Source organism: Streptomyces sp. NPDC002853, assembly GCF_053591915.1.
In genome coordinates this window covers 198,665-214,620 of record NZ_JBSFUS010000014.1, presented here as the reverse complement: position 1 = coordinate 214,620, position 15,956 = coordinate 198,665, and the positions used below count along the sequence as shown (strand labels likewise).

The 15,956-nt window shown below is 69.7% G+C and carries 14 protein-coding genes; 5 read left to right on the top strand and 9 right to left on the bottom strand.

The annotated features are described in order from the left end of the window. Window positions 1-3 precede the first annotated feature (3 nt). From ACWD02_RS34720 to ACWD02_RS34700, 5 genes are all read right to left on the bottom strand, one after another. The gene (locus ACWD02_RS34720) at window positions 4-1,539 is read right to left on the bottom strand and encodes a Wzz/FepE/Etk N-terminal domain-containing protein (protein ID WP_451218193.1); all 1,536 of its coding nucleotides are present in this window, start codon (window positions 1,537-1,539) and stop codon (window positions 4-6) included. Next, the gene (locus tag ACWD02_RS34715) at window positions 1,536-2,906 is read right to left on the bottom strand and encodes a polysaccharide biosynthesis protein (RefSeq protein WP_451218190.1); all 1,371 of its coding nucleotides are present in this window, start codon (window positions 2,904-2,906) and stop codon (window positions 1,536-1,538) included. The genes ACWD02_RS34720 and ACWD02_RS34715 overlap by 4 nt, the downstream gene beginning before the upstream one ends. After that, the gene (locus tag ACWD02_RS34710; protein ID WP_451218187.1) at window positions 2,903-4,180 is read right to left on the bottom strand and encodes a glycosyltransferase family 4 protein; all 1,278 of its coding nucleotides are present in this window, start codon (window positions 4,178-4,180) and stop codon (window positions 2,903-2,905) included. The genes ACWD02_RS34715 and ACWD02_RS34710 overlap by 4 nt, the downstream gene beginning before the upstream one ends. Then, window positions 4,170-5,486, bottom strand: coding sequence for a nucleotide sugar dehydrogenase (locus ACWD02_RS34705; protein ID WP_451218184.1), 1,317 nt, complete (start codon window positions 5,484-5,486; stop codon window positions 4,170-4,172). Before ACWD02_RS34705 ends, ACWD02_RS34710 begins: the two co-directional genes overlap by 11 nt. 91 nt (window positions 5,487-5,577) lie before the next feature. Beyond that, entirely contained in the window at window positions 5,578-7,056 is a 1,479-nt protein-coding gene (locus tag ACWD02_RS34700; RefSeq protein ID WP_451218181.1) for a sugar transferase, read from the bottom strand. A gap of 975 nt (window positions 7,057-8,031) precedes the next feature. Between ACWD02_RS34700 and ACWD02_RS34695 the strand changes: the two genes are divergently transcribed. Then, a complete protein-coding gene (locus tag ACWD02_RS34695) occupies window positions 8,032-8,907 on the top strand; it encodes an alpha/beta fold hydrolase (protein ID WP_451218178.1) in 876 nt (291 codons plus the stop codon). Between the two features lie 48 nt (window positions 8,908-8,955). Here the strand turns inward: ACWD02_RS34695 and ACWD02_RS34690 are convergent, their stop codons facing one another. After that, window positions 8,956-9,681, bottom strand: coding sequence for a nucleotidyltransferase domain-containing protein (locus ACWD02_RS34690; protein WP_451218175.1), 726 nt, complete (start codon window positions 9,679-9,681; stop codon window positions 8,956-8,958). A 175-nt stretch (window positions 9,682-9,856) separates the two neighbouring features. Here ACWD02_RS34690 and ACWD02_RS34685 point away from each other — a divergent pair, with 175 nt between their 5' ends. Continuing rightward, window positions 9,857-11,062, top strand: a complete 1,206-nt coding sequence (locus ACWD02_RS34685) for a cytochrome P450 family protein (RefSeq protein WP_451218172.1) — start codon at window positions 9,857-9,859, stop codon at window positions 11,060-11,062. Between the two features lie 93 nt (window positions 11,063-11,155). After that, window positions 11,156-11,353, top strand: coding sequence for a hypothetical protein (locus ACWD02_RS34680; protein ID WP_451218169.1), 198 nt, complete (start codon window positions 11,156-11,158; stop codon window positions 11,351-11,353). A gap of 54 nt (window positions 11,354-11,407) precedes the next feature. On the opposite strand, the gene ACWD02_RS34675 is transcribed toward ACWD02_RS34680, so the two are convergent. After that, window positions 11,408-12,181 (bottom strand): hypothetical protein, encoded by a 774-nt coding sequence (locus ACWD02_RS34675; protein WP_451218166.1) that lies wholly within the window; start codon window positions 12,179-12,181, stop codon window positions 11,408-11,410. A gap of 415 nt (window positions 12,182-12,596) precedes the next feature. Here ACWD02_RS34675 and ACWD02_RS34670 point away from each other — a divergent pair, with 415 nt between their 5' ends. Continuing rightward, window positions 12,597-13,331, top strand: a complete 735-nt coding sequence (locus tag ACWD02_RS34670; RefSeq protein WP_451218164.1) for a hypothetical protein — start codon at window positions 12,597-12,599, stop codon at window positions 13,329-13,331. A gap of 3 nt (window positions 13,332-13,334) precedes the next feature. On the opposite strand, the gene ACWD02_RS34665 is transcribed toward ACWD02_RS34670, so the two are convergent. Beyond that, on the bottom strand, window positions 13,335-13,961 hold the full coding sequence (locus ACWD02_RS34665; RefSeq protein WP_451218161.1) for a GyrI-like domain-containing protein: 627 nt from the start codon (window positions 13,959-13,961) through the stop codon (window positions 13,335-13,337). A gap of 70 nt (window positions 13,962-14,031) precedes the next feature. Then, a complete protein-coding gene (locus ACWD02_RS34660) occupies window positions 14,032-14,985 on the bottom strand; it encodes a YihY/virulence factor BrkB family protein (RefSeq protein WP_451218158.1) in 954 nt (317 codons plus the stop codon). 327 nt (window positions 14,986-15,312) lie between these two features. Here ACWD02_RS34660 and ACWD02_RS34655 point away from each other — a divergent pair, with 327 nt between their 5' ends. After that, window positions 15,313-15,927, top strand: a complete 615-nt coding sequence (locus ACWD02_RS34655; RefSeq protein WP_451218156.1) for a class I SAM-dependent methyltransferase — start codon at window positions 15,313-15,315, stop codon at window positions 15,925-15,927. Window positions 15,928-15,956: the final 29 nt, after the last annotated feature.

Here is a 15,956-nt window from a genome sequence, read left to right as displayed (position 1 = left end):
GTATTACCGCGCCTCCTGGTCGCTGTCCGGAACTCGTACTGCCCACGACGGCCGCTCCGTCAGCTGCTGGTTCGCCGCGTTCTGCCGGGCAAGGCGTTCGTTGTGGCCGCGCAGCGCGGTGTGCCGGCCGTCCCACAGGGTGCCGTCGGTCCGGTCCCGCGGATCGGGGTCGATCAGCACCACGCCGATCACCGGGATGAGGAGGTCCGCGAGCTGCCGTGCCACGGTGTGCAGCCACGCGGTGCTGGCGTGCCCGGCACGCACGACGAGTACGGTCTGTGAACCGAGGTCCTGCAGGCCGGTCCACGCGGTGCCGGGCGCGACCGAGCCGACGCCGAGCCTGCGCATCTGATGCGGTACGTCCGCGACACGGTCACCGCTGACGATGGCCGGGCCGCCCGGCTCCTGACCGCGCGCCGCGCGTTGCAGCGCCGGCAGATCATCGATGACCACCACAGGGCCGTCCGCCGCCAGTGCCTTCGCGAGGTCCAGAGCGATCACGCTCGTGCTGTGCGCACAGCCCAGTTCGAGCAGCGACACCGATTCCCCGGAGTCACGCACGGTGCGGGCCAGCGTCGATACGAGCCGTTCGCGTGCCGCGCGGGTCCGTCGGAGCTGCCACAGTTTGACCGGCCGCCGGTGCACGCGGCGCAGCTCAGCGATGACCGAGGCCCCCAGGTTCGCCGCGATCTCCCGGCGCAGAACCGGACGGTCCGCCACCACTGAAGCGACTGCGGCCACCGCGAGCCCGAGGACGAGCCCGAGAGCCAGCCCGATACCGGCGCTGGTGACGGCGGCCCGGGGCACGGAGTGCCGCACCGCGCGCGGGTCGTCCACGATCTGCGTGCCGGCGATGATCCGGGGGGTGCCCACGCGCGCGTCTTCGGCGCGCTGGTCGAAGTCGGCGATCCGGGAGGTGAGTTCGGCTCGGCGGGCGAAGAGCGACTCCATGCTCGCCGACGACTCCGGGTCGGTCTCGTCGGTCCCTGGTGCCCGGTCCCCGATCGACTCGTTGACCCGGGCGAGTTCCTTCCGCATCCGGTCGCGCTGGTCGCGCAGGGCCTTGGCCTCGGCCTTCGCGGATTCCTGCATCCGCCGCACATGATCTGCGATGAACGCGTCCGCCAGCGCCTTGGCGCGGGCCACCGCTTCCGCGTCGCTGTCACCCGTCACATCGATCTGCAGCAGGTTGTTGGTCACGCCGGTTCCCCGGTAGTCCTGCAGGAAGTCTTCCGGCTTCACCGAGGACTTGAGGGATTTCAGGGCCTTGTCGGCGATCCGCGTGGTCTGCAGCACCTCGACGTCGGTGCGGATCAGCGTTCCGGTGTCGTTCGGCTGATCGTCCTGGTGCGCGACGAGCACCTTGGCCATGGCGGCCGGTGGCGGCGGTCGCAGGACGGCCAGGGCGGCGCCGATGAGCAGTCCGATCAGGGCCAGGGAGCACCAGAGGCGACGGCGTCTGCGCACCGAGACCACCAACGCCTGCAGGTTCAGCAGCGGAGCGGCTGTCGACGACTCCGAGGTCGTGTGCGTCGTCATGCCGGACCTCCCGTCGCCTGGCCGCGGGCGGCGAGGGCCGGAGCGGCCGTCTCCTGAGGGTGTTCGACCGACCGCGTGGGACGGGTCCGGACCGTGCCGGCGACGACGACGCCGACGACCTCGTGCCTGCCGTCCGCACACGCCTCGGCGATGCCGGTGAGCTCACTGGCGGTCCAACTGCCCGCGCTGAGGACGACCAGGGCGCCGGATTCGGTGTCCCGGTCCGGCACCGTCGGCCGGGCCACCGAGACTTCCACCATCCGCAGCTGGGGATCGCTCTTGGCCTCGGCGACGAGCTGCCCGGCGGCCTGACGGCCGATCTCGTCGCCGTCCGGGACGACCACCAACAGCCGTCGCGAGCCGGGCACTTGAATCCGGATGCGGGCGCACACCCGCCGGTAGCGGAGCTGTCTGCCGGCCTCGTCGCCGGTCGCCACCGGGGCCGGTATGTCCCAGCGTGAGTCGACGCCGAGGAAACGGCGTACCCAGGCCCACGGGCCATGGCCTCGCGGCCGGTGCGCGGTCTGTCCACCGGGCACATCGACGGTGCCGATCACCGTCGAGCGCAGCGCCGCGGCGATCTCCGCTTCGGTGCGCAGCCGCCGGTTCGACCGTGCCGCGGTGAGGTGGGCGATGAACGCAACCAGAAGGAACAGCAACGCCCCGCCCACGATGAGCTGCGTCCTGGTCGGCGGTGCCTCGCCGGTCGGCAGGGCCGCCGGACCCATGACGACCATGCCGGCCTTGCCGGTCGCCGGATCGGCCTCCTCCAGCTTCTGCATGGCCTCCTCCAGAGAACTGCGCAGCTTCTCCAGCGAGGTGCGGGCCTGCACGCTCTCCACGGTCTGCCCCGGGTCGGCCGCCTTGGCCAGTTCGGTGATGCGCCGGTTGGTCTCCTCGACCTTCTTTCGCAGCGCCTCGGGCCGTGAGGCCCTTGCCGGGTCGGTGCTGCCGCCCGCGACGCGCGTGGCGAAGGTGACGAATTCCTTGGCGACCTGGTCGGCCAGCTCCTGTGCGTGCTCCGGGGTTTCGGCCGTACCCGAGATTTTGACGATGTTTCCCTCGGCGGCCTTGGCGCTCACCTGGTCGATGAGCTCGCTGCCGTCGCCGCCGGTCCAGTCAAGCGTGTCGGCCACCCGGTCGACCACCGAAGAACTGGTCGCGACGTTCACCTGGGTCACCAGTTCGCGTTCTTCCCAGGCACCGGGCAGCAGTACCGATGCCGACGCCGTGTAGCGCGGCGGGAAGACCACCACGGAGGCGCCGTAACCGACGAGGGCGCCCAGCAGGGCGACGACGGCGAGCAGGCGCCAACGCCCACGGAAGATCCGCCCGACCGTGACCAGACGTATCGTGTCATCGCTCAACGTCGCCGCCTCCTCCCCATCCTGATCGGGGCGCCACCGACACGGGTGCGGGCGGCGCAAGCGGCGGCGTAGGCGGCGAGCAGTGATCTCTGGGAGTTCTGCCAGGAAAGTTCTCCGCCGACGCGCTCCTGGCCGAGCTTGCCCATCCGGGCGCGCTTCTCCGGATCGTCGAGCAACAGCGCGATGTGCTCGGCGAACTGGGCCTCGTCGTTGGCGGGCGCGTAGACGGCGGCGTCGCCGGCGGAGACGCGCGCCTCCTTGAGGTCGAAGGAGACGATCGGCTTGCCCATCGCCATGTACTCCATGACCTTGTTCATGGTCGACACGTCGTTGAGCGGATTACGCGGGTCGGGGGAGAGGCACACGTCCGCGGTGGACAGATAGCGCACCAGCTCGGCATCGGGGATGCGGCCGGTGAACTGCACCTGCTCGGAGAGTCCGAGTCGCCGGGAGAGCTCCACCATCGCGTCGAAAGCGTCACCGGCGCCGACGAACACCGCGTGCCAGTCGGTGCGCCCGAGGTTGTCGCGCAGCTTCGCCAAGGACCGCAAGGCGTAGTCGACGCCGTCCTGTGGGCCCATGACACCCAGGTAGCACAGCAGATGCTGCTTGCCGCGCTTCAACTCCGGTTCGGGCGGGACCGGTTGGAACCGTTCGATCACGGGCGCGCTGCGTACCACGAAGACGTCCTCGGGGCGCTTGCCGCCGCGGCGTATCGCGACCTCGCGGTAGCTCTCGTTCGTGGCGAGGACGATGTCCGCGGCCCGGTAGGTCACCCGCTCCAGGGCGCACACGGCCCGGTAGAGCAGGTCTTCGCCGCGGTCGAACCGGGAGAGGTACAGCTCGGGCACCAGGTCGTGCTGGTCGAAGACGAACCGCGCGCCGAGCCGCTTGAGCCGCAGCGCGGGCAGGAACAGCAGGTCGGGCGGGTTGCAGGCGTGGACCACGTGGACCGGGCCGACCTTGCGGGCGAGGCGGGCCGTGTGCCACAGCGCCGATCCGTACTCCCGCAGATAGCCGGCGGGACCTCCGGTGGCCGCGCGCAACGGGTAGCGGTGGATCCGCACCCCGTCGATCTCCGCCTCCGGCTCGGTGTCCCGCTTCTCTCCCCGTGGGCAGATGACGTGCACTTTCCAGCCCGCGTCGCGCAGCGTAGTGCACTCCTGCCACACCCGCCGGTCGAACGGCACCGACAGGTTCTCCACCAGGATCAGCGCCCGTCGGCCCGTCCCGTCGCCGCCGGTCGTGTCACCAAAAGCTGTGTTACCAAGCAAGGCCTATGTACCCCGGTTCTGTCCGGCGCGCGTCGGCGTCGGGAAGGCGGATGAGATCGACGATCACCGGTCCGTCGCCATGGGGCAGCGCCGAGAGAACGTCCGGGTCCTTGGTTCCGACCAGGCACACTTCCGCGTGCTCGAGCACCTCGTCGACGGAGTCGGCCATCAGTTGGGCGAGGTGCGGCAGCCGGGTCTCGATGTACTCGCGGTTCGCGCCGATGAGCCGGGAGAGGCTCACGTTGGCGTCGTAGATCCGCAAGGAGTAACCCTTGCCGTGAAGTCTCTCCGCCAGCTCGACGAGCGGGCTCTCGCGGAGGTCGTCGGTGCCGGGTTTGAAGGAAAGGCCGAAGAGGCCCACCTTGCGCTTGCCGGTGCGCTCCACCAGCTCCACCGCCCGCTGCAGATGGTCGGAGTTGGAGGGCAGCACGTGGGACAGGATCGGCACCGAGACATCGGCCCGCTGCGCGGCGTGGACCAGGCTGCGCAGGTCCTTGGGCAGGCAGGAGCCGCCGAAGGCGAAACCGGGCCGCAGATAGGCCGGGCTGATGTTGAGTTTCCGGTCGGCCAGGAACACGTCCATCACCTGGTGCGAGTCCACCCCGAGCGCCTGGCACACCGCTCCGAGCTCGTTCGCGAAGCCGATCTTGAGGCCGTGGAAGGCGTTGTCCGCGTACTTGATGGCCTCGGCGGTGGGGACCGGCACCCGGAACACCTCGCCGGGCAAGCCGTCGTAGAGCGCCGCCACCACGTCGCCGCTGGCCGCGTCGAGCTCGCCGATGACGGTCTTGGGCGGATCGAAGAAGTCCCGCACGCTCGTGCCCTCACGCAGGAACTCCGGGTTGACCGCGACCCCGACGTCCACTCCGGCCGTGCCGCCGACGTACTTCTCCAGGATCGGCACCAGCAGATTCAGGCAGGTGCCCGGGAGCATGGTGCTGCGGAAGACGACGGTGTGCCGCCCGCCCCGCTCGGCCAGGGCTGCGCCGATCTGCTCGGTGACCCGCTCCAAGTACGTGGTGCACAGGCTGCCGTTGGGCTCCGACGGCGTACCCACGCAGACCAGCGACACATCGCTGCCCATGATCGCCTCGCGCACGTCAACGGTGGCGCGCAACGCTCCGGTCCGCACGGCATCGGCGACGAGTTCGCCGATCCGCTCCTCGACCACCGGGGCCTTGCCGTCGTTGACCAGGTCGACCTTCACCTGGTTGACGTCCACCCCGATGACCTCGTGACCCATGCCCGCCAGGCACGCGGCCGACACGCAGCCCACATAGCCGAGCCCTAAGACGCTGACCCTCATATTCCGTTCCTCCCCCCAGGCACGGCCTCGCGGCCTGCCTTCCGTGCGCCGGCCGGACCACGGTCCCCGCGCGTCAGTCGCATGAGTCGCATCAGTAGGCCCCTTGTCCCTGGAGCACCGCCCGCAGGGTCTTCCACAAGATCACTGTGTCCAGGGCGAGCGACCAGTCCTCCACATACCGCAGGTCGAGGCGGACCGCCTCCTCCCACGGCAGGTCACTGCGCCCGCTGATCTGCCACAGGCCGGTGAGCCCTGGCTTGACCAGGAGTCGCCGCCGGATGTCCGGGCCGTACGCGGCGGACTCCTCCGGCAGCGGAGGCCGCGGCCCCACCAGCGACATCGAGCCGGTGAGCACGTTGAAGAGCTGCGGGAGCTCGTCGATCGAGTACCGGCGCAGCACCGTTCCCACGCGGGTCACGCGGGGGTCCCGGCGGAGCTTGAACAACAGCCCCGCACCCTCGTTGCGGTCGGCCAGTTCGGCGCGTGCCCCGTCGGCCCCGACGACCATGGTGCGGAACTTGAAGATGGTGAACTCGCGGCCGTCCTTGCCGACTCGGCGCTGGCGGTACAGCGCCCCGCCCCGGCTGTCCATCAGCACGAGCAGCCCGACGAGCACCATCAGCGGCGCGAACAGCAACAGCAGGACCGCCGCGCCCATCCGGTCCACGATCCCTTTGACCACCCGGCGGCCACCGGTGAAGGTCGGCATGCTGACCCGGAGCAGCGGTATCCCGAGTACCGCGTCGACATGCAGCCGGGGTCCTGCCACTTCCATCAGTACGGGGGCCACGACCATCTCGGCATCGCTGCCCTCGAGGTTCCAGGCCAGTCGTTGCAGACCGTCCGGTGACCAGTGCGGATCCGGTGTGACGGCGACGACGCGGTAGCCGTCGCGACGGACGTGACCGGCCACGTCCGAGAGGCGGCCGACGACCGGCACGCCGTCCAGATGGCCACCGTCGAGTCCATAGCCGTCCGGCGTGCACACCGCCTCGACTCGCCAGCCCAGATGCGGGAACTTGCGGGTCCGGGCGATCAGGTCGCGGACGGTGGCCGGGCTCCCGGCAGCGAGCACCGGGCGCAGGCACCGCCCTTCTTTTCGGTGTGCGTGCAGCCAAAGGCGCAGCAGATATCGCTCGGTCATGATGACGAGCGCGATGGCCGGGATCGCGACGAATATCCAGAGCTTGATGTTGCGCGAGGTGAGGGCTATCCCACCGAGCGCCAGTACGACGGCCGCCGTGAACAGTGAACGTCCGAGCCGGCGGAACTCCTCCGCGCCCTGGCCCAGTACGGCCGGAGCCCATGACCTGCTCGCCGCGAGTGCTCCCAGCACAAGGAGCTCCGTGCCGAAGGCGAGGATGCGCCACTTCTCGTGCCAGTTGGCGGCGTCGCGGACCCCGAAGAAGCCCCCGATGGCCGCCACCACGAAGGCGGTGACCACGGCGTCGCTGGTGATCACGGCGCGGCGGTAACGCTGTTCCCAGTCAATCGGTGGCCGGCTGATTGCCCCGTTCCCCGGACGCCCGTGCGCCGGTGGAAACGGGCTGACTAATTCCCCCTGTTGCACAGACCCCCCCAGGTCTCCAGTGGGCTCGACGTGTTCGCTCCACACGGTTCCTCCCCCCGGGAGGCCCCCGCCCCCCGCACTGTGTCCTCCCCTCGGGAGGCCCCCGCCCCCCGCGCCACGCCACGCTGTTCCTCCCCCCGGGAGGCCTCGCCCCCAGCGAATGACATCCCGGCTACTGCAGCGTTACTTGAGCACCCCACCCAAGTGGCAGCGGACTTGCTGCGCTGCCGGACTCTCGACGCACGCAAAAGCCCGTCGAAGCCCTGGGTGTTCCCCACACCCCGGGCTTCTTCCGGGCACCACGAATTGATCACCCCCAAGCCTGGCGCCGATGTACGCAAACTGCTGGTCGTCCGTGGCGCCGGACTTATAGATCATCTTTTGTCGCCTCGTGTCCGCATGTGAAGCACGGTCAATCTAGACCATTGGCGCCGGTCTGAAGAGGGGATGTGTGTAATTTGTGGTCAACCTTTGAAGCTTGTTCAACTTCGCGGTGATCACCCGGGGTGCTTTGGTACGGCACGGACTCCCCGTGACCTGCGCGAACGGGGTTTTTGAGGCCTGTTGGAACCGTCAACTCCACTGCGTGCGGGGGCTGTTGGCTCAAGACCGTCGCCGTCGGAGCCCCGTCTTCCGCAGTGATCGCGTAACGGGGTCGGGATCTTGTGGGTGGAAAGACCGTGAGTAGTGCCCCTGGGGCTCGAGCGGTCGTCTGGAGGCCGGACGGCACCGGGCGGGATTCACGGTGGGGCGGCCGAATTCGTGGGGTGAGTAGTGCGGCCGGGTGAAGCCGCAACGGCTCATCGAATTAAGCCTCGACCTCAGGTTTAGGGTGAGGCCGGGACCTCGGGCGCTCTCGGCGCGACCTGTTCCGGGCCCCCGACACATGGCCGATTCCGGCCGGGGCAACAGAAGGATTGGCCCCGTGCCGACGGTGAATACGCGGTACGGGCTTCGCCGCTCCAAGGAGGCCGCGTGTTCGAAGGATTCGAGACAACGCAGATCGATGTCGGTGAGGCGTCCGTCTTCGTCCGCTCCGGTGGCCACGGCCCGCCGGTGCTGCTGCTGCACGGGCACCCCCGTACGTCGGCGACGTGGCACCAGGTCGCCCCGCTGCTTGTACGAGCCGGGCACACGGTGGTGTGTCCCGACCTGAGGGGGTATGGGCGCTCCAGAGGGCCGGCCTTCACGGCGGATCATGTCGGCTACTCCAAGCGCGCCGTCGCCGAGGACGTGCTCGCCGTGATGCGCCGCCTGGGACATCGCCGCTTCTCGCTCGTCGGACACGACCGCGGGGGCAGCGTGGCTCTGCGCCTCGCACTCGACCACCCCGAGAGTGTCTCGCGGGTGGTGTTCGCGGACTGCCTGCCGCTGACGGAACATCTGTCGCGCATCACCGCCGAGTTCGCCACGCAGTGGTGGCACTGGTTCTTCTTCGCGCAGCCGGACATTCCCGAGCGCGTCATCACCGCTGACCCCGACAGCTGGTACCGCGGGGACCCCGAGACGATGGGGGAGGAGAACCACAAGGAGTGGCGGGAGGCCACACGCAATCCCGATGTGGTGCGAGCGATGCTTGAGGACTACCGCGCCGGCCTCACCATCGACCGGCGGCACGAGGAAGCCGACCGTGCTGCCGGCAGGCGCGTCACCTGCCCGACGCTGATCCTGTGGTCGCTCCGGGACGACCTGGAGGACCTCTACGGAGACCCCCGTGCGATCTGGCGCCGATGGGCCACCGACGTTCGGGGGCACGGCATCGAGTCCGGCCACCACGTCGCGGAACAGGCCCCCGAAGCCTTGGCCGCCGCGCTGACGGACTTCCTTCGGCCAACCCCGGGTGCCGAGTAGCGGCCGCTCCCCGGGCGCGCCGCCGGCCCGCGGTGGCGCCGAGGGCGTTCAGGGGCGCCAGGGCTGGGAGTAACCCTCCTGCAGTGGCCCGCCGCACAGGTCGAGAGCCTGCTTCACCGCAGTGGCCAACGGATGGGGATCGGCGTGCTCGGCCACTGCCAGATGGCCGTCCAGCAGGGCTTCGCCCAGCGCCGGGTCGGCACTGAGCAGCCGCCGGGGGAGCCATTTGCCTATTCCTGTCCAGGCGCCGTGATGGGCGGTGACCAGGTCCGCCGCCAGACGCAGCGCCTGGTCGGCGAGGGAAAGCTGTTCATGGCGGTTGCGCGGTGGTGTGTCGAGCAGGTCGTCCAGGAAACAGGTGAGCGCGTAGCGGCCGTGTTGCCGCTCGGCCGTGGTGAGCGCAGGGGGGCCGGAGGCCAGCACGTCGTGGGCCAGTCGGCGCGTACGGGCCACGTGCCCGTGCGGGTCGGTCAGCGGTAGCCCTTGGTCATAGACGAACAGGACGGTGCCGCGGCGCCGGGCCCGGTCCCAGGCGAAGAACTCCGGTATTTCGGCGAGGGTGTTGAGGAACAACTCGACGGTGCGGCCCTCGTGCCGTATCACCTCCCGCCGGCTGATGTCCGAGTCCGGAAGGAGCACGGCCACGTCCAGGTCGCTGGCCGCCGTCGCGCACCCCTGGGCGGCGGAGCCTCCGAGCAGGGCGCCCAGGGCGTCGGGAAAGAGTTCGGCGACCATGCGGCGAGCTTGGGCGCGCGCGGCTTCTTGACCATCCATGGGTGCTCATGGTGCCAGGTGGCGAACGTGCGGTTCAGGGCGCCGGCCGTGGCTGCCCGCAGCACCTGTTCGGAGTGCCGATGATCCCGAATCGGGGAGCCCTCCCCACTTCATGTTACGGTCACCAGTGCCAGATAAGCGGGGAGTAATCCCCACTTCCTTTCGGGAGCCGTCGATGCGCACGCAACGCCCCACCCTCCGACTCGCCGACCTCACCGAGGACTTCACGGCCGACCCCTACTCCGCCTTCACCGCACTGCGCTCCCGCGGGCCCGTCCACCACGTGCGGTTCCCCACCGGGGACGAGTCGTGGCTGGTGGTCGGGCACGAGGAAGTGCGCGCCGCGTTCGCGGACTCCCGCTTCCGTAACGACGTACGGCACTCCGCCGACTTCGTGGACGACGGGCTGTACGCCGTGGGCCGCAACATGCTGCAGGCCGACCCGCCCGATCACACCCGCCTGCGGACGCTGGTGGCCCGCGAGTTCACCGCCCGCCGCGTCCAGGCGCTGCGGCCCCGCGTCCAGGAGGCCGCCGATGCGCTCCTGGACGCCGTGGACGCCGACGGCCGGGCCGACCTCGTGGCCGCATACGCCTATCCGCTGCCGCTCACCATCATCTGCGAGCTGCTCGGCGTGCCGGACGCGGACCGGGCCGCCTTCCGCGCGTGGTCCACCAAGGTCGTCGCCCTCGACGACCCGGAGCAATCCGCCCTCGCCTCGCAGGAGATGGCGGTGTACCTCGCGGGGCTGGCGGAGGAGAAGCGGCGCCTGCCGGACGCGGCGGAGAGCGATCTGCTGCACGCGCTGGTCCGTACCCACGACGGGGACGGAGCCGACCGGCTCACGCCGGAGGAACTGCTCGGCATGGCCTTCCTGCTGCTGGTCGCAGGGCACGAGACCACCGTCAATCTCATCGCCAACGCCGTCCACCTGCTGCTCCGGCATCCCGAGCAGCTCGCAGCCCTCCGCGCCGACCCCGGGCTGCTCACCGGGGCGGTGGAGGAGACGCTCCGCTTCGAGTCGCCCGCGCCGGCGGGCACCTATCGCTACACGGCCGAACCCGTCACCCTCGGAGGGGTCCTTCTACCGGCGGGTGCGCGTGTCGTGCTGTCCATCGCCGCCGCGAACCGCGACCCCGCGCGCTTCCTGGACCCCGAACGGTTCGACATCCGCCGCGATCCGTCCGTGACGCGCGCCCACCTCGCCTTCGGGCACGGGCTGCACCACTGTCTGGGCGCACCGCTGGCCCGCCTGGAGGCCACCCTGGCCCTGCGCGCCCTCCTTGACCGCTTCCCCCGCCTGGCCTTCGACGGCGACGGCACCCCGCAGTGGAGGACCAGTCTCATGCGGAGCCTGCGAGAGGTGCCGGTGCGCTGGTAACCACCGGAGGCTGCACGACAGCAGTGACGCCGTTTTCCCCTGAGTTGCCCGGGTGTGCGCATCCTGGCGGCCCTCGTGATCGTTCAAGTGGGCATGAAGAACACGAAGCGCGTTGTTGTCGCCCTGTCCGCTGCCGCTGCTGCTGTCGCCGTGGCCACACCCGCCCTTGCCGACGAGAGCCCCCGTCAGGGCAGCATCAACCTTCCCGACGATCCCCGCCAGGTTGTCGACGGAGTACGTACGGGTCTCGAGGTGGCGTCCATGGGCCTGGAAGCGGCCCAGGCCCGCTGAGCAGTTGAGCCACCGAGGGGCCCGCCCGTCGCAGGGCGGGCCCCTCGGTGGTTCTTATCGCACGACGACGTTGTCGGCAGCCGAAGTCGACGGTCCGGTGGTGGTGTTGCCGTAGTACGCCCAGCGCCACGCGCCCGTCTTGGACGCCTTCACGGTCGTCTTGAGAGCGCCCGAGCCGTTGGCGTGCACCTTCTTCACCGTGGTGTAGGAGGTGGCTCCGCTGGGCTTGAACTGCAGGCTCACCAGGCGGCTCCCGTAGGAGGCGTACTTCTTCGTCTCCCAGTTGGCCCGCGTCACCTTGCCGGTCACGGTGATGGTCTTGCCCTTGGCCACCGGCTCCGGCGCGGCGTTCACACTCAGGCGGGAGTTGCGCTTGACGTAGGCGGTCAGGCCCTTGTCGTCCGTGTCACCGCCGCCGCCCTTGAAGGACACCTCGGCCGCGACCTTCCAGGCTCCGGCCTCGCTGTTGCGCATGTCCCACACGCTGGGGTCAAAGAACATCGTCTCGTTGATGTCACAGACGCCCACGCCCGCCTCGTGGCAGTCGCTCGTTTCGATGGCGTGCCACAGTCGCTCCCCCGCATTCCCCGTACTGCCGCGGTACAAGAACACCGCCGGCCACTTCCACTTCTTGGTGGTCGTCATCCGGAAGGAGGTGGGCGCCGCGACCTCCTTGGACACTCCGATCACGATCGGCTTGCCGCCGTTCACCTGGACGCGGGTGAAGGACACCCCGCCCTCGGCCGCCCCGGCCGGCACCGCGGCCACGCCCGTGAACACCGCCGCCGCGCCACCGGCCACGACAGCTCTCCAGACTTTCTTGCCCACCTGATCTCCGATCTCTGTACCGAAAGGCGCCGGAGAGCCCTCCTCCGGCGCCTTTCAGACAGCCGGGGTTCATACGAGGTTGTGCACCCGTTGATCACGAACGGGCAACAGAGGATCTTCGCCTCTTGCGTCTGGGGGCCGGTAAGGTGGCGCTCTTCGGGCGGCTCGGCCCCCGGAGTCCCAGAGGCGATCGTCGATGAATCTGCGCCGTATACCTGCTCGTTCCAGTGCCGCGATACGTCACGTGTGGCGACTTCCCGCTGCTGATGCCGTCCGGGGTTTCCGGGCCCTGTGGTGGAGCGTCGGGCCTGCCGGGGAGCTCGCGGTCCTGCTGGTGCACCGACGCCACCTCGATCGCAGCCGATACCCCCGGGGTTGGGTGGGGCTACGGCCGTCGCTCCCGTTCAGCGGTGAGTTGCGCATCATCACGGGGTCGGGGGAGCGGCGGATCCCGGTGCAGGACATCGCGATCCGGCCCAGCCACCTGGCCCTCCTCCCGGACTCCCGATTCCTGCTGGTGAGCGGTCGTACGTTCCTGAACGAGGACAAGAACCTCTGGAAGCCCAACGCCGTGGTCTTCTCCCCGTCCAGCACACCGGAAGCGGAATTCTGCCTCGGAGATGACATCCCCGCCCTGATCACCGACGCCCGCGGAGGTATCTGGACGGCCTACGGAGACGAGGGCATCTACGGCGGTCACCCGGAGTCCGGGGCGGGCCTGGCAGGTTGGGATGCCGAGGGGCTGTCGACCTGGACCCCAGCAGGGCGGCTGCCCGACCACCCGCTGGAAGGCTGCACCGCCGCGACCGAGAACGAACGGGTGTGGCTCGTCTGGTACTCAGGCAGCAGCAGAGGCGGCACCTTCCTGACCCGGATCACCCCCTCAACGGGCGACGTGGTCAGCTACCCCAGCCCCGTCCGTGCCCCGGACGGATTCGCGGTCCGCGGCAACCGGGCGGTCCTCACCCGCCGCGACCACAACAAGCGGTCCGTGGAACTCACCCGCGCCGAGCGCAACGGCGACACCTGGACCGTCACCGGCCGGAATCGCATGCGGGTGCCGGGCCGGGTCGTGCTGCGCTGCGGTCAAGGCCGCGACGGCTCTCTCTGGCTCCGCGCGGGCGACACCTGGCTGCGCATAGAGGCGTGAGCATCAGCCGGAGCAAGCTTTCACCGGCTGCCGCAGAATCGTCCTGAGTCTGGCGGGGCTGGTCTTGCGCGGATCGCTGAGGTAGATCTCGTGGTGCAGCCCCCTCTCGCGAAGTTTGTGGGCGGGCAGGTACTCCTGGTGCAGCCTGGCCAGGATCGGGGTTTCGTCGTCGTACGAGCCGATGTGCAGGACCTGGGCGCTGGTGCCCTCGCGCAAGGTCTCCGACCGGACGTCCGCGATGGCCGGGAGGTTCTTCTTGGCGAGGGCGGTGCGCCTGGCGTCCTCGATCATGTCGTCGGTGATCCAGTCGGGGATGTTGATGAGCAGCCTCCAGCGCCAGTTGTCCTTGCGCCTGGCCAGGAAGTCGTCCATGTCGTCCGCCCACCACAGCCCTTCGAGCGGGCCCACGACGAAGTCCTTGCCGAGGTTGGCTTTGCTCGCGAACTTGACGGTGTAGGCGACCGGGTAGAGCGCCTCGACCGCGCGGCGGTACGCGGGGCTGGTGTTCGGGTCACCGTGCCCGTCGATGGCGAGGAAGCGCAGCTCGGGGATGTCGAGGACTTCCCAGTCGGTGTTCTTGGGCGCATAGCACGCCTTGAGCTCACGCTTGACGTCGTATTTCGCGGTCATGCCGGGGCGCCTTCCTGGTGAGGGACGGTCCAGACAAGCACAAACCCACGAGAACGAAGAAGTACGCGGTTCAGACTCCCGGGTCCGCTTCGACGGGGCCTGGTTGCAGCGCACGTGCCGCCTCGAGTTGCGCGGCGAAGGCCAGGCCAAGGAACAGGGCGATCGAGGTCAGGTAGGCCCAGAGCAGCAAGGACATGAAGGCGCTGAGCGGACCGTAGATGGTGTCGAAGGAGCCGCTCAGGGAGAGGTACAGGCTCAGCAGACCGGTCAGAGCCGTCCACAGGAGAAGGTAGACCACCGCGCCGAACGCCAGCCACGTATAACCGGGTTGGCGCCGCCGCGGCGCGAGCCTGAAGATGATGCTTGCCGCCACGAGCGCGAGTATGAAGCCCACCGGCCATCGCGCAACGCCGAACACGGTGGTCACCCAGGACCCGGCACCGAAGACCGACACCGCCGCGGCCGCCAGGTCACGGCCCGCCACCATGACGACGAAGCCCAGGCCCAGAGGCAGCCCCGCGGTCACGGCCATGACCAAGCCGCGCAGGTACTTGCGGTGAAAGGGCCGGTCACGCTCGTTGCCGTAGATCCGGTTGGCGCCGCGTTCGATCTGGCACATCGCCGTCGTGACGTTGGACAGGGAGAACACGAGCCCGAACCAGAGAGCGACCTGCGTTCCACCGTCAGCGGTACGGCGGCTGCGGGCCAGCGCCTCGTCGACGACATCGGCGCTCGGTCCCTGCGCCATGCGATGGATGACCACCTCGGCGAACCGGCCGATGCCCTGCGTGTGCAGCACGCTCGACAGGCCGACGAAGACGATCGCCAGCGGGACGAGCGCGAGGACCGTCTGCAGCGCCAGGGCCCGGGAGTGGCTGAACCCGTCGGCGTAGCGGAACCGCACGAAGGCATCGTGCAGCAGCCGCCAGCCCCCGTAGTGGCGCAGCGCCACGAAGGCCTCGTCGCCGGAGAGCTCATCGCCCTCCATGTCCCGCGTCTGAGGAACCGTCGTCGCCGTGCCCATTGCCCCGCCCCGTTCGTCCGGTGTACGTCGTCGGCAGGAGATTCCTGCGCACCAGTGCCCGGTGCCCAGGCGCCGACGCCGTAATCCGGCCTCACCGCGATCCGCGAGCATGGTCGCGCGTGCACCGGGACCAGCCCAGAGGGTACTTGCCCTGGCGGCCGCCGGTGGCGCCGAAACCCATGTGACAGCGCCGGAAGCCCTTGGCGCGACGGCACCTCGCCACGACCGACCGAGCTTCGGAGTTCTTCCACCCCTTCCCCGACAGCCGGGAAGCGCGAAGCGCGTCCCCAAGCTGCTCACCTGGCCCATGCGTCTACCCTGTTCGTCATGAGCCGTTGGGAAGAGCTGACTGGTGGGACGTCCGGAGAGGACTATGCCGCCCGGTTCGCGGCCCTGGCCGGCAGCGGCAAGGACATGCACGGTGAGGCAGGGCTGTGTGCCGCGCTGGTGCCCGCCGGAGCGCGGGTGCTGGATGCCGGGTGCGGTACCGGCCGGGTCATGATCCGGTTGGCGGAGCTCGGGTACGACTGTGTCGGGGTCGATCTGGACGCCTCCATGCTGGCCGTGGCGCGCAGGCAGGCGCCGGAACTGCCCTGGATCCAGGCCGACCTGGCCACGTTCGACCCGGCCGAGCTTCAGGTGGGGGCGGGCTTCGATCTCGTGGTCGCCGCCGGCAACATCTTCCCGCTCCTTGCCACCGGGACCGAAGCAGCTGTGGTCGGCCGCCTGGCCGCCACTCTTCGCCCGGGTGGCCTCTTGGTCGCCGGGTTCGGCCTGGACGAGGCGCACCTGCCGGTACCGCCCACCATCACCCTGTCCGAGTACGACGCCTACTGCGCCGCGGCCCACCTCACCCTCGTGAACCGCTTCGCGACATGGGACGCCCACCCCTACGAGGGCGGCGGCTATGCCGTCAGTGTCCATCGGCTGCAGCGCGCCTGATGCTCTGCGGAGGCGCCACCGGCGGCCTT